This is a genomic window from Paraburkholderia elongata (genome assembly GCF_013177735.1).
GTDB classification, from domain to species: Bacteria; Pseudomonadota; Gammaproteobacteria; order Burkholderiales; family Burkholderiaceae; genus Paraburkholderia; species Paraburkholderia elongata.
Window position 1 is genome coordinate 1 of sequence record NZ_WOEZ01000078.1, and the last position, 11,968, is coordinate 11,968.

General features: G+C 57.8%; 16 protein-coding genes. 9 read left to right on the top strand and 7 right to left on the bottom strand.

Features of this window, described 5'->3' with window-relative positions; all coding sequences use genetic code 11:
• Window positions 1-92 precede the first annotated feature (92 nt).
• From GNZ13_RS15700 to GNZ13_RS15735, 8 genes are all read left to right on the top strand, one after another.
• Window positions 93-566, top strand: a complete 474-nt coding sequence (locus GNZ13_RS15700) for a hypothetical protein (RefSeq protein WP_172165884.1) — start codon at window positions 93-95, stop codon at window positions 564-566.
• A 37-nt stretch (window positions 567-603) separates the two neighbouring features.
• Window positions 604-825, top strand: coding sequence for a hypothetical protein (locus GNZ13_RS15705; RefSeq protein ID WP_172165886.1), 222 nt, complete (start codon window positions 604-606; stop codon window positions 823-825).
• Complete coding sequence (locus GNZ13_RS15710) at window positions 822-1,223, top strand: hypothetical protein (protein WP_236002014.1); 402 nt, start codon at window positions 822-824, stop codon at window positions 1,221-1,223. Before GNZ13_RS15705 ends, GNZ13_RS15710 begins: the two co-directional genes overlap by 4 nt.
• A gap of 224 nt (window positions 1,224-1,447) precedes the next feature.
• Window positions 1,448-2,059, top strand: a complete 612-nt coding sequence (gene gstA / locus GNZ13_RS15715; RefSeq protein ID WP_172165888.1) for a glutathione transferase GstA — start codon at window positions 1,448-1,450, stop codon at window positions 2,057-2,059.
• Between the two features lie 157 nt (window positions 2,060-2,216).
• Window positions 2,217-3,185 carry an MBL fold metallo-hydrolase gene (locus tag GNZ13_RS15720; RefSeq protein WP_172165890.1) on the top strand — a complete coding sequence of 323 codons (969 nt, stop codon included), beginning with the start codon at window positions 2,217-2,219 and terminating at the stop codon, window positions 3,183-3,185.
• A 282-nt stretch (window positions 3,186-3,467) separates the two neighbouring features.
• Window positions 3,468-4,403, top strand: a complete 936-nt coding sequence (locus GNZ13_RS15725) for an NmrA family NAD(P)-binding protein (protein WP_172165892.1) — start codon at window positions 3,468-3,470, stop codon at window positions 4,401-4,403.
• A gap of 463 nt (window positions 4,404-4,866) precedes the next feature.
• Window positions 4,867-5,352, top strand: coding sequence for an SDR family NAD(P)-dependent oxidoreductase (locus GNZ13_RS15730; protein ID WP_172165894.1), 486 nt, complete (start codon window positions 4,867-4,869; stop codon window positions 5,350-5,352).
• A 29-nt stretch (window positions 5,353-5,381) separates the two neighbouring features.
• Window positions 5,382-7,028, top strand: coding sequence for a 3-(methylthio)propionyl-CoA ligase (locus GNZ13_RS15735; RefSeq protein WP_172165897.1), 1,647 nt, complete (start codon window positions 5,382-5,384; stop codon window positions 7,026-7,028).
• A 64-nt stretch (window positions 7,029-7,092) separates the two neighbouring features.
• Here the strand turns inward: GNZ13_RS15735 and GNZ13_RS15740 are convergent, their stop codons facing one another.
• Both GNZ13_RS15740 and GNZ13_RS15745 read right to left on the bottom strand, forming a co-directional pair.
• Entirely contained in the window at window positions 7,093-7,563 is a 471-nt protein-coding gene (locus tag GNZ13_RS15740) for a GNAT family N-acetyltransferase (protein WP_172166003.1), read from the bottom strand.
• Between the two features lie 77 nt (window positions 7,564-7,640).
• Entirely contained in the window at window positions 7,641-8,009 is a 369-nt protein-coding gene (locus GNZ13_RS15745) for an antibiotic biosynthesis monooxygenase family protein (RefSeq protein WP_172165900.1), read from the bottom strand.
• A 95-nt stretch (window positions 8,010-8,104) separates the two neighbouring features.
• Here GNZ13_RS15745 and GNZ13_RS15750 point away from each other — a divergent pair, with 95 nt between their 5' ends.
• The gene (locus GNZ13_RS15750; RefSeq protein WP_172165903.1) at window positions 8,105-8,581 is read left to right on the top strand and encodes a MarR family winged helix-turn-helix transcriptional regulator; all 477 of its coding nucleotides are present in this window, start codon (window positions 8,105-8,107) and stop codon (window positions 8,579-8,581) included.
• A gap of 201 nt (window positions 8,582-8,782) precedes the next feature.
• Here GNZ13_RS15750 and GNZ13_RS54260 read toward each other — a convergent pair whose 3' ends face one another.
• The 5 genes from GNZ13_RS54260 to GNZ13_RS15775 all read right to left on the bottom strand — a co-directional run bounded on the left by GNZ13_RS54260 (window position 8,783) and on the right by GNZ13_RS15775 (window position 11,948).
• Window positions 8,783-9,058 carry a winged-helix domain-containing protein gene (locus GNZ13_RS54260; protein WP_172165906.1) on the bottom strand — a complete coding sequence of 92 codons (276 nt, stop codon included), beginning with the start codon at window positions 9,056-9,058 and terminating at the stop codon, window positions 8,783-8,785.
• A gap of 103 nt (window positions 9,059-9,161) precedes the next feature.
• A complete protein-coding gene (locus GNZ13_RS15760; RefSeq protein WP_172165909.1) occupies window positions 9,162-9,671 on the bottom strand; it encodes a DUF1269 domain-containing protein in 510 nt (169 codons plus the stop codon).
• Window positions 9,672-9,786: 115 nt separating this feature from the next.
• Window positions 9,787-11,292, bottom strand: coding sequence for a type I glutamate--ammonia ligase (gene glnA / locus GNZ13_RS15765; protein ID WP_172165912.1), 1,506 nt, complete (start codon window positions 11,290-11,292; stop codon window positions 9,787-9,789).
• Between the two features lie 95 nt (window positions 11,293-11,387).
• Window positions 11,388-11,591: a hypothetical protein gene (locus GNZ13_RS15770; protein WP_172165915.1), complete on the bottom strand. Its 204-nt coding sequence runs from the start codon at window positions 11,589-11,591 to the stop codon at window positions 11,388-11,390.
• 63 nt (window positions 11,592-11,654) lie between these two features.
• Window positions 11,655-11,948: a GYD domain-containing protein gene (locus tag GNZ13_RS15775; protein ID WP_172165918.1), complete on the bottom strand. Its 294-nt coding sequence runs from the start codon at window positions 11,946-11,948 to the stop codon at window positions 11,655-11,657.
• Between the last annotated feature and the right edge of the window lie 20 nt (window positions 11,949-11,968).

Below are 11,968 nucleotides of genomic sequence, written 5' to 3' on the forward strand. Positions count from 1 at the left end.
CGCCGCCTCGAAAAGGCGCGCATCACGCTCGAAGCAGCGCTCGATGCCGCTAGCGCAGGCATGACGAGCAAACCGTAACTGGAGCGCCCAGCATGAAATTCAACGACACAGCCCCCGTGCTGGCGCCGGCAGGCGGTCCGCCGCTCTGGCTGGCGAGGCTCGCCGAAAGCGCGACGCTCGAAGCCACCGTCCTGAAGCGTCCGATCGAGGGACGAGCCGATATTCTCTCCGTGATCAAACACGCGGTCTCGCTCTACGAATTCCAGCATCACAGCTACAAGGGCGAGATCGGCAACGGTTTGTACATGGAATCCTATCGGTCGCAGATCCAGGGCGTGCCGATCGAAACGGTGGTTGTCGCGCATCTGAACGAACAGGGCGAGACGGATTCCGTGGTCATCAATCATCGCCCGCTCAACGCAGCGCTGCTGTTTTCGAAACGGATGTGGGAGCGCGTCGATGAGCGCTTCCGCGATTGCTATCTGACGGGACCAGAAGCCGCAGCGCTGAATACGGCATCTGGTGTGGCCTCGCGCCAGCCTCCTTGTATTGAAGCGTTGCCGTAACGAACGATCTATCGATCGAAGCAGTGAGGATTTTGCAATGACTGATGCACTTGATGGCGTACGCGAACACTATCGCGCGACCGGCCTGACCGGGCAGCAGAAGATCGCACTCACGGTCCCTGGGCCGGAGGATCGGCCGCTCACACCACGGCAACCGGGCGTCCTCGGCCACTTTCACACGCGTGGGCTTGCTGCCACCGCCGATTTTGTCCAACTGGCCGGAATCTCCGCCGACATGTCGGTGCTGGACGTTCGATGAAACGCTTTCTTCTTAATTTGACAACAGCCTCTGTGCTGGTCGCTTCTGCTGGAGTTTCCATGGCGCAAACCACCCCGATGCCAACCACGCCAACCACGAAGATATTGGCGATTGGCACCTTTCCACCGGGCACGGACATGCAACTTGTCCAACGCATTCTTCCGACCGAAGTTCGCGAGACGGCGCAACTCTACCTCGAGGGCAAGATTGACCAGTGGTATTCACTGCAAGACCGGGCTGGGGTGGCGTTCATCCTGAACGTTACCGACGTAAGTCAAGCGCATGAAATGCTTGAGGCACTTCCTTTGGGGAAAGCGCACTTAATGACATTCTCGCTGCTCCCAATCGGCCCACTGAAGCCGTTGAGTAAGCTTTTGAATCCGCCGTCTCCCCAGTAGAAAGCGCTAGAGCGTATTGGGCTGCTGCGCCGCCGGTTTTCCTGGAGAGGCAGGCAACGCGGGCGGACTATCGCGCCGTTGTGGTTTAGTAACCTGGAAGTTACCGGATTATATCGGCGCGGACTGCTCATGGCGTCCTATGGCCCGTCACCATCTGCTGCGCGTGACGATTAAGGTGGGATCGATCGTAGCGCAATTGTTTTAACGCCTTGTCAGGATCAAACATGAAGCTTTATTACTCGCCGGGCGCATGCTCGCTTGCGTCACATATCGTCGCACGCGAAGCCGGTATCGCAATTGAACTCGAAAAAGTGGACATTTCGTCGAAGCGCACCCAAGGCGAAATCGACTTTCTCACAATCAATCCAAAGGGAAACGTGCCAGTGCTCGAACTGGAGGACGGGAGTTTTCTTACGGAAGGTCCTGCAATCATGCAGTTCCTCGCGGACTTGAAGCCAGAACGCAATCTCGTTCCTCGCAATGGGACGATGGCGCGGTACCGTCTGCAGGAATGGCTTGGTTTCATTAATTCTGATGTGCACACGAGTTACTCCCCGCTCTTCAATCCCGCGACGCCCGAACTGATCCGCAGCACAAAGCAAGAAGTACTCTTCAAATATTACGCATTACTGGAGCGAACCCTGACGCCCCAGCAATGGCTGATGGGAGAGCATTTCTCGGTAGCCGACGCCTATCTTTTCACGATAACAAATTGGGCAAGGCACGTTGGCCTGGATTTAACGCGGCTACCCGCTATCACTGCGTTTCAGCAAGGCGTGGCTGGTCGCCCGCAAGTCCGGGAAGCACTTTTGGCGGAAGGTTTACTGCGGGACTGATCAGGTAAGGGCTCTTGCGGCGACTGTTCGCCACGCAAGGTGCTAGGTACCGAAATCAATTCGGAGTTCAAGGGTAGTCGGCGTTAGGTAGCAAGCAGCAACGACAAACTTCTGAGCTTGGAATCTACTGGGAAACAGCAGCACTAAGGAGGCGGATATGATTGAGCCGATCGACAGCCTGGAGATTACGTTCATAGTCGATAACGTGACCGATAACCTTTCATCCAATCCAAAGTATGTCGAAACGGAGGTTGCCGGGGCCTGGCGGCGCGGGATGACATGGCTTGGCGGAAAATGTCTTTGTTGCGCCGCTCATGGCTTGTCTTGCCTGATTACAGCCCGGATTGGCGACACGTCGCACTCACTTCTGTTTGATACGGGGCCTGATGAGTGGGTATTCGAACGTAACATCGTCAGGCTCGGCCTCGACCTCGGCAAGGTCGGCGCGATGGTGCTTTCACATGGACATTGGGATCATGCAGCAGCGATGCCACGGGCACTGCAGATGATAACTTTGGCAAACGGTGGAAAGCCTGTCCCAACCTATATGCATCCAGAAATGTTCGCATCGCGAGCGGTCAAGAATCCGCAGGGCCGCATGATGCCGATGGAGGATATTCCAAGCCAGCAGGTGCTTGCCGGTAACTGTGCAGAACTAATTATTACGAGAGTTGAACAGTCGGTTCTGTCGAAATCATTCTACGTTAGCGGTGAAATCCCGCGCGTGACAAGCTTCGAGCGAGGTATGCCTGGCCAGCACAGGCTTGGGCCTGACGGCGAATGGGAGTTGGACGAACTCCTCGTGGATGAACGATTTGTTGCCGTGCATATCGCTAACAAGGGTTTGTTTGTTTTTACAGCCTGTTCGCACGCAGGTCTCATCAACGTATTAACTCATGCAGGCAATCGCTTCCCTGACGTCCCGATCTACGGGGTACTAGGCGGCTTCCATTTGTCAGGTGCAACAGAAAGCATCATTCCAGACACTGTCGAAGCGCTAGAACAGTTCAATCTTAGTCTGATCGCCGCCGCGCATTGCACCGGTTGGCGGGCAATGGGCGCACTGGCAACGCGGTTCAAGGATCGAGTCGTATCATCGGCGGTAGGGAAGCATTTCTTTCTTTGACTAGGGAGTGAAATTGGTCACTGCGCTCCTGAATGGTCTGCGCCGTCGAAGAAAGTCGTTGGGCAAAAGGCGGCGAATCTGACTGCTGTGGACGTGGAGAACAGTGGCCATTTCATCCAGGAAGAGCAGCCCGAACTTGTGGCCAGAACGATGATTGATTTCTTGCAAGGCGATTATCAGCGAGCACTGAAAAGCTGATCTGAGCAGCCACACCGTCGGGACTCGTTTCATCTTTGTGTGCATATGCATAAATGCACTCTACTCCTCGAAAAGGTAAAGGATATGAATATTCAAGCTTCACACGACCGTCCGATTCTCGTCACCGGAGCGGCCGGCGCTATCGGTGGCATCGGTCGCAACGTTACCGAAATGCTCCTCGCCAAGGGGCATAAAGTGCGCGCCCTGGTTCGTCGTGAAGACGAACGCGCTGAAGATCTGCGTCGGCTTGGCGCCGAGGTCATGCTCGGCGACCTGACCGATCTCGCCTCGATGCATCGTGCGATCGAAGGGTGCTCGCGCGTTTACTTCGGCATGTCGATCTCGGCGAACTATCTGGAAGCCACGGTCAACGTCGCTGCGGTGGCGCGCCACCATGGCGTCGAAGCCTTCGTGAACATGTCGCAGATGACGGTCACGGAAATGAGCATCACGCAGACCACCAACAGCCCTCAGCACAAGCTGCATTGGCTTGCCGAGCAGGTATTGGCATGGTCGGGGCTGCCGGTCGTCACGATGCGGCCCACGGTCTTTCTCGAAGGCTTCTTTCTGCGTCTCGCCGATGCAGGCGTGCGTGATCGCGATGAACTGGTGTTGCCGCTAGGCAGCAGCCGCACATCGCCGATCTCGGCCGTCGATGTTGCGCGTGCGGTATCCGTCATCCTCGACGATCCGGCGCCGCACATCGGCCATGTCTATAACCTGACGGGCTCCGAGTCGGCTGATCTCGAACACTACGCGCGTGCCTTTTCCGACGCGCTCGGCCGGACGATCCGTTACCGCGATGTGCCGCTTTCTGCGTGGACCAACACGCTCCGGGAAGCGGGCGTGCCCGCGCATCTCGTCGATCACCTCGCCGTGATGGCCGAACTTCACACGCAGGGGAGATACGACCGCATGACCGACGATCTATTCAACCTCACTGGCAAGGCACCGACGAGCATGCACGAATTCGTGAAGCTCCATGCCGCTGAATTCACTCGTGGTGAAACCACCGCTTAACGCCTTCATATTCTTGCAGACGCAGTTCTATCGCAATCGCAATCCATAGCGCGTGAGATCAAGCTCCTAAGTATCGAGAACCTGGCATCATCGCCAATCGGAAAACTTATGTCGGACAACATTCTTCCCCAATCACCGTCTCGCCGTCGCTTTGTTAGCGTGGCTGCGGCATTTGCCCAAGCCGCTAGACTTGAGCACCCGAGTATGGGTGCGCTCTTTCTTGGGTACACAAACTGACGCTTGAGTGCCCGCACGACCCGTCAGGTGCCGGTAGCGGCATCGACTTTTTCTGGATCCAGACATGACTGGAAACGCCTTCTTCTCGACAAACCTGCTGCTCGGCCCGGACCTTCTCGCCGACATCGATCAGCCGGGCTACTACGCTCATCCCTGAGGTTCGACGAAAGCGCTCAAAATCTCGGCTGGTAACATGACGCTCACCCTGTTTGCGTGAGAGAACCCCATGAAACTGAAAGACCGCGTTGCCCTGATTACGGGTGCCCAGCGGGGCATCGGACATGCAATAGCGACAAGGTTCGTGGCCGAAAGAGCAAAGGTGGTGCTTGCTGACGTAACGGACGCGACCGCCGAAGCCGACACTCTTTGCGCCTCAGGCGGCGAAGCCTGTTACGTTCGTGCGGACGTGTCGCTGGAATCCGACGTGAGTGAAATGGTTCGACTCGCTGAAGCCCGATTCGGCAACGTGGACATTCTGGTCAATAACGCGGGCATCGAATTCGCGAAAACCGTTCTCGACACGACCGTTGCGGAATGGGACCGACTGATGGCGGTTAACCTGAAAGGGGTTTTCTTATGTTCGAGAGCCATCATCCCGGCGATGCAAAAGCGTGGTCAGGAGGATGCCCCGCTGCGCGGCATCTGGAAGAGTGGGAACCGAATCGACAAGGATCTTGGCGGGCAGTGCTGCATGCCGGTCCTCATACTGTAGGGGGCGAATATACGACTGCTGAGGGGACCATGAACACGACAACGCCGCCGCTACTGGGACTGATGATGGATGTCCCGCTCACCGTGTCCTCGCTGATCGCACATGCCGCGCGGCACTTCGGCGATACGGAGATCGTGTCGCGACGGATCGAAGGCGACATGCATCGCTACACTTATCGCAGCTGCGAAAAGCGCGCCAAGCAACTGGCGCAGGCGCTGATCGCGCTCGATGTGCAGCCGGGCGAACGGATTGGCACGCTGGCATGGAACGGTTACCGGCATCTGGAAGCCTATTACGGCACGACGGGCTTTGGAGCCGTCTGCCATACCATCAACCCCCGGCTCTTCCCCGAGCAGATCGCATGGATCATCAACGACGCGGACGACAGCTACGTCATGTTCGATACGAACCTCGCGCGGCTGGTCGATGGCCTCGCGCAGTGCTGTCCAAGGGTACGTGGCTGGATTGCGTTCGCTGACGACTCGCATCTGCCGGCGATGCAATCATCGACGCCGCTGACCAGCTACGAGACGTTGCTAGAACCGCACGACGGCGCGTTCGACTGGCCGCTCCTTGACGAGCGGCAGGCATCGTATCTTTGCTATACGTCCGGCACGACAGGCGACCCAAAGGGGGCACTGTATTCGCATCGTTCGATCGTACTACATGCGTTCGGCGCGTCGTTGCCCAATGCGATCGGTCTGTCCTCGCGCGACTCGGTACTGCCTGTCGTGCCGATGTTTCATGTGAACGCCTGGGGCATCCCGCATGCCGCGCCGCTCACGGGCGCCAAGCTCGTCTTTCCGGGCAACCGTCTCGACGGAAAGTCCCTGTTCGAACTGATGGAGGCGGAGCGCGTTACCTGTTCCAACGGCGTGCCGACCGTCTGGCTTGGCCTGCTCGATTATATGAAGGAAGCGGGCGTGCGGTTTTCGTCATTGCAACGCGTGGGGATCGGCGGGTCCGCGTGCCCGCCGGCGATGCTGCGCACGTTCGAGGATGAATATGGTGTCGAGGCCATTCACGGATGGGGCATGACCGAGATGTCGCCGATCGGCACCCTCGCGAAGCTCAACTCGGAACAGTCGCAGCGGCCGCCGGAAGAGCAGCGCAGGCTGCGCGAAAAGCAGGGGCATGTGATCTACGGCGTCGACATGAAAATCGTCGGCGACGATGGGCGCGATCTGCCGTGGGACGGCGTCACGTTCGGCGAGTTGCACGTGCGCGGTCCGTGGGTCATCGAGCGGTATTTCCAGAAGGATGACTCGCCGCTTGTCAACGGCTGGTTACCAACCGGCGATGTCGCCACGATCGACCAGGACGGATTCATGCGCATCACCGACCGCAGCAAGGATCTCATCAAGTCGGGGGGCGAGTGGATCAGTTCGATCGAGGTGGAGAACGTGGCGATCGCGCATCCTGCCGTCGCAGAGGCGGCCTGCATCGCCTGCGCGCACCGGAAGTGGTCCCAGCGACCGCTGCTCGTCGTCTCCAAACGCAAGAACGCGGAGGTGACGCGCGATGAATTGCTCGCGTTCTACGAGGGCAAGGTCGCGAAGTGGTGGATTCCGGATGACGTAGTCTTCGTCGACGAATTGCCGCATACGGCCACTGGCAAGCTCCACAAAGTCAAGCTGCGGGAGATGTTCCGCGAGCACGTGCTGCCGTCCGCGTGAAAGCGTGGGCCGACTTCCGCAGATGACCGATTCTGTTTGCGATGGGGACACAGTGCTTGGGAGACTACACATGCGTTTCCATAGGGGCCGGTGATGACGAAGGAGCAAGCACCAAAGTGGAGACCTTGCCGTCGTTTTCGATTTCGACAAAACCGATCCTGCTGTACCAGTCGTACGCAGCTCTGTTGCATACGAAGACATTCAAGTACAGCGGTTTTTGTAAGTAACTGGACAACGACATCACCTTGGCAATCGCTGCACTGCCGATCGACTTGTTTTGCAGCTCCGGCACGATGCAAAGCATCCTCAGCCATACGAGATCCGGTTCGACGTCCCAGTGCACAAACCCGCATCGGTTGCCTTTGCATGTAACTATTTGGCAAGATCCTTGGCGAACGCTCTTTGCAAATCCCGCTTTTTGCGAGTCGTCGTCCCAGCCATACGCTGAGGTAACGAAACCTTTCATCGTTCGCCGATAGGTGTCAAATAGCCATTCCGAGTCTTCGGGTACGGCCTGCCGAAAATCTAGATTCATCATAACCGCCGATCGCGAAAAGCAGGTCTTCACCAGAGTACCGGATACCCCGAGATGGCGCTCGACGGGAAACGCGCCTAACCGACACAAATACCCGGCACTGCAATCTTCTGGAACAGGTGCGGCGAAGCGATCGCCGACGAGGGATACGCGCTGAGCTTCGCCCTGAATTCCGGATGAGTGAACGCCGCTCGAAAGTGGGCGATGGACTCCCACACTGCATAGTTCAGGTACGTCGGACTTTCTCCGATTGCGCGGTGAAGTTGTGTCGAAATGAAGCCGGGCTGCTGCTTCATAAACGCCGCATCGTCCTGCCAGACCTGGAGAAAAGTCTGCTCGTCGGCCTTATCCAGTGTGAAGACATTGACAAGTACGACGGGGGCGGCGTCAGTGGCGAGTTGACGTTCGATCGGGAAGGAAGGGTCTAGTGGGCGCAATTGCGGCATGGTGACTCCGTTAGTTTGGCTTCATAATGTCAATCTGACATGGCTGATGTATAGTACATTGACACTATGATGTCAAATTAATTCAATGGTGACAAATGCGTAAAATGAAGAGAACGCCAGCCGGCGAGACCCTGACGAGCTTCATACTCGACTTTTTCAGGCTAAATAGCCGACTTCTGACGGCGGGCGATCGCCTGGTCGCGGAACTCGGGCTCACGAGCGCCCGTTGGCAGATCCTTGGTGCAATCACCGCAGCACAGCAGCCTCAGCCGGTCGCGTGGATCGCTCGGGACCTGAGCGCCAATCGCCAGAACGTGCAACGAATAGTCAACGACCTGGAAGAGGACGGGTTAGTTAGATTCGAGGTCAACCCCCACCATCGCCGCGCGCAACTTGTCGTTTTGACGGACAAGGGGGGGCAAGCATTTGACGCTGCCATGGGACTTCAGGCCGCTTGGGTCAATCGCCTCTCTGACGGGTTATCTGTCGAGGACATCGAGGCAGCACACCACGTCATGATGAGACTGCGAATAAATCTGGAGAACAGCATGGAACCTGAAAATCTGGAGTGATCGCAACGCCCTCTTCAAACTTTCTGGCGGACGTGAACCCGCTATCGGTCGTGATGCGTTTTCACCTGACCGTGCGTTCGGACGCATAGGCGGCAGCGAAGCCGCAACGCGTTCACCTTGCGACTACGGCGACTCGATCTCGCCCCAAGGCGCCGCGTCCAAGCGTGGACCCCTCGTCTAGCGGACGCGTTGGCGTGTTGATCACTGATTGAGCTTGGTGTGCATTTGGGTTACGTGCGCTGGATTCGAGGCGACAGCATCGTGCCCAATGTCGGTAATGCGCCAGTTGCCGGCTCCATGTGGCACCGCGAGCCCTCTGTCATCGAGAAGCAGCAGGTGATGCCTAATGGCCTCGAAGCTAACGTCTGGGTGAGTTTTCCCGAGCGCTGCCGCAATCGAATCATCGTTCTCGTCACCTCGTTCGCTTGCCTCCAGGACTGCGAGAATTCCCCACAAAAGGTCTTGATCTCGTTTCATCGCGATCCCCTTTTTGGTCGTCAGAATTTATAGCTTAGTCCAAACGCAGAGTCCGGAAAGAACCGCTCAGCCGTCGACGAGATGAAAGCCGCCTCCTTTGCCGTTAAGGAAACGCCGGAATCGTCGGATCTGTTCCCTCTATGTCCGCTTCCGGATGATGACTCTTGACCAGTTCTTCGATTTCGTCGACGCGATCCTTCCCGACGTCGACCATCATCAGCAACTCACCGTTTTCGATCGCACTTTCGAAGCGCTTCAGACGCGTGTTCGGGATGCCGACACCGATCATTGTCGCGGTCCACGCGCCGAATCCTGCGCTCGCCAGCGTCATCAGGACGACGACGCCGCCCGCGATGGTCAGCCCGGCCGGCGGAAAAGCCATCGCGACAAGGCCCGCGAGCATGCCCGTCACGCCACCCGCGGCGGTGCCGCGCGCAAGCGCGGGAAGCAGGTCGCTGCGCTGCGTAAGCGTGGCCTCAGGCAACTGCTCGAGATGCACATCAGGACGCGCGAGCACGTGGATATGCCGCCACTCGACCCGCTTCAGCAGCAGCTCGTCAATGATTGACTTCCCGCTTTGCACATCGGGCAATAGAAAATAAATGCGCCGCATGTCGGGCCTCCTATCGGGAGTAATTGCCGCTCAGTCCAAGGCGACGATACGAAGTCTGCCGCCTCGATTGCGACCGGTTGCGCCTCGGTTGCGACCGGTTCGCACGTTATTTATCTCAGACATCGAAATACAGGTAAAACTCCCACGGATGCGGACGCAGTTTGATCGTATCGATCTCGCGTTTGCGCTTGTATTCGATCCAGGTCTGGATCACATCTTCGGTGAAAACATCGCCCTTGCGCAGAAACGCGTTATCGGCTTCTAACGCGGCGAGGGCCGCGTCGAGTGAGCCGGGCACCTGCCGTATGTTGGCGGCTTCTTCGGGGGGAAGGTCGTAGATGTTCCGATCGAGCGGATCGCCCGGATCAGTCCGGTTTTCAATACCGTCGAGTCCGGCCATCAGCATCGCCGCGAAAGCAAGGTACGCGTTGGCCGACGGGTCTGGACAGCGGAACTCGACACGTCGCGCGTTCGGCGAATCCGAATACATCGGAATGCGTGCCGCAGCGGAACGGTTGCGCTGCGACATGGCCAGATTGACGGGCGCCTCATACCCCGGGACCAGGCGCTTGTATGAATTGGTGGTCGGCGCGCAAAAAGCCATCAGGGCGGGCGCGTGTTGCAGTAAACCGCCGATGTACCAGCGGCACAGGTCGGAGGTCAGCGCCCAACCGTTTGCATCGTAAAAGAGATTCTGCCCATCTTTCCAGAGGCTCTGATGGCAATGCATGCCGCTCGCGTTGTCGGCAAACAGCGGCTTCGGCATGAACGTGGCCACTTTCCCATGCCGGCGCGCCACGTTCTTGCAAACGTACTTGTAGATCATCACGTTGTCGGCCATTCGTGTGAGCGTTTCAAACCGCATGTCGATCTCGTTCTGGCCCGCCGTCGCGACCTCATGATGATGCACTTCTATCTGTATGCCAGCTTGCTGGAGCGTCAGCGCGATCTCCGAGCGGATCTCCTGCAGCGTGTCATGCGGCGGCACCGGGAAATAACCCTCTTTGTAGCGCTGTTTGTAGCCGAGATTGCCGCCGCCGTACGCGCCCTCGTCGCGACCTGTGTTCCAGTCGCCCTCGGCCGATTCGACATAGTAGAAGCCGCAGTGCTGGTCCTGACCGAAGCGGATGGAGTCGAAGATGAAGAACTCCAGTTCGGGGCCGAAATAGCATGTAGTCGCAATTCCGCTTTGGCGCAGATAGGCCTCCGCCTTGTTCGCCACATAGCGCGGGTCGCGTGAATAGCGCTGCTGCAACACAGGATCGACCACGTCGCAGATGATCGACAGAGTGGGTGTGTCGAAAACCGGATCGACGAAGGCGGTAGTCGGATCGGGTCTGAGCAGCATGTCCGATTCGTGGATCTCCTGGAAGCCGCGGATTGACGAGCCGTCGAAGCCGATTCCGGCGTCAAACAGGCCCGGGTGAATTTCCGGAAGTGTGATCGAGAAGTGCTGCCAGAGGCCGGGGAGGTCGGTGAATTTCAGATCGACGATCTGAATATTTGTTTTCTCCAGCAGATCGATCACGTCGTTCGCGCTTCCTGGTCGAGTGACGTGGAAGCTACCTGCATCGACAGACACCGCAAAAGGCGATCCAGAAGCGTGTTGCGTCGTGGACATTGGCGACCTCCCTTTCTGGCCCTTTGCCTTTGGTCTAACTTTAGTCTGTCCGCGCGCTAAAACAAGGCAGCCCCGCAAGGCGGCCTCGCGCGTCGCTACCGGTCTGCGGCCAGCCCCTTCAGATAGGCTTCACCGGCGTCTTGCGCCGCCGCGCGCATGGCGAATGTGTCGTCCGAAACCAGTGAACGTTTAACCTTTTGCGCTCCGAAATCAACCAGCGTAATGACCCAGACGTACTCGCCGGCCTGCTCGGCCGTTTGCACGAATGCTTGCACGTCTTCACTGTTGTTTGCGTTCATCGTGACCTCCTGAGAATGAGTCGCGGAAAGAGAACGGCTCGTGTGCCGCGATGGTTGCGTGTTTTATGGGAGTTTGCCGATAATCGCGCTGCATTCGTCCTTGGTGAACGCACGGAGCGTTTGCGTACGGACATTGCCGGCGGACCCTAGCGCGTAGCCGAATGCCGCGAAGCTTTGGTCATCCGGTGCTTCAACGATCGTGACAATGTCATATTTGCCTACCGTCCAGTAGATCTCTTTCATTTCACAGCCAAAGGTCTTGGCCAACTCCGCCGCGAGACTGGCCCGCTGCGGGGTGTTTTTGATGTTACGAATACCCTGATCGGTGAATTGTGCAAGAACCACATAAGTCGCCATGGCGATTCCCCTTACGATTG

Bases quoted from the DNA above. Each gene is read 5' to 3' on its own strand.
- GNZ13_RS15700 (WP_172165884.1), top strand. From the start codon at position 93: ATGAAATTCAACGACACAGCCCCCGTGCTGGCGCCGGCAGGCGGTCCG.
- GNZ13_RS15705 (WP_172165886.1), top strand. From the start codon at position 604: ATGACTGATGCACTTGATGGCGTACGCGAACACTATCGCGCGACCGGC.
- GNZ13_RS15710 (WP_236002014.1), top strand. From the start codon at position 822: ATGAAACGCTTTCTTCTTAATTTGACAACAGCCTCTGTGCTGGTCGCT.
- gstA (WP_172165888.1), top strand. From the start codon at position 1,448: ATGAAGCTTTATTACTCGCCGGGCGCATGCTCGCTTGCGTCACATATC.
- GNZ13_RS15720 (WP_172165890.1), top strand. From the start codon at position 2,217: ATGATTGAGCCGATCGACAGCCTGGAGATTACGTTCATAGTCGATAAC.
- GNZ13_RS15725 (WP_172165892.1), top strand. From the start codon at position 3,468: ATGAATATTCAAGCTTCACACGACCGTCCGATTCTCGTCACCGGAGCG.
- GNZ13_RS15730 (WP_172165894.1), top strand. From the start codon at position 4,867: ATGAAACTGAAAGACCGCGTTGCCCTGATTACGGGTGCCCAGCGGGGC.
- GNZ13_RS15735 (WP_172165897.1), top strand. From the start codon at position 5,382: ATGAACACGACAACGCCGCCGCTACTGGGACTGATGATGGATGTCCCG.
- GNZ13_RS15740 (WP_172166003.1), bottom strand. From the start codon at position 7,563: ATGAATCTAGATTTTCGGCAGGCCGTACCCGAAGACTCGGAATGGCTA.
- GNZ13_RS15745 (WP_172165900.1), bottom strand. From the start codon at position 8,009: ATGCCGCAATTGCGCCCACTAGACCCTTCCTTCCCGATCGAACGTCAA.
- GNZ13_RS15750 (WP_172165903.1), top strand. From the start codon at position 8,105: ATGCGTAAAATGAAGAGAACGCCAGCCGGCGAGACCCTGACGAGCTTC.
- GNZ13_RS54260 (WP_172165906.1), bottom strand. From the start codon at position 9,058: ATGAAACGAGATCAAGACCTTTTGTGGGGAATTCTCGCAGTCCTGGAG.
- GNZ13_RS15760 (WP_172165909.1), bottom strand. From the start codon at position 9,671: ATGCGGCGCATTTATTTTCTATTGCCCGATGTGCAAAGCGGGAAGTCA.
- glnA (WP_172165912.1), bottom strand. From the start codon at position 11,292: ATGTCCACGACGCAACACGCTTCTGGATCGCCTTTTGCGGTGTCTGTC.
- GNZ13_RS15770 (WP_172165915.1), bottom strand. From the start codon at position 11,591: ATGAACGCAAACAACAGTGAAGACGTGCAAGCATTCGTGCAAACGGCC.
- GNZ13_RS15775 (WP_172165918.1), bottom strand. From the start codon at position 11,948: ATGGCGACTTATGTGGTTCTTGCACAATTCACCGATCAGGGTATTCGT.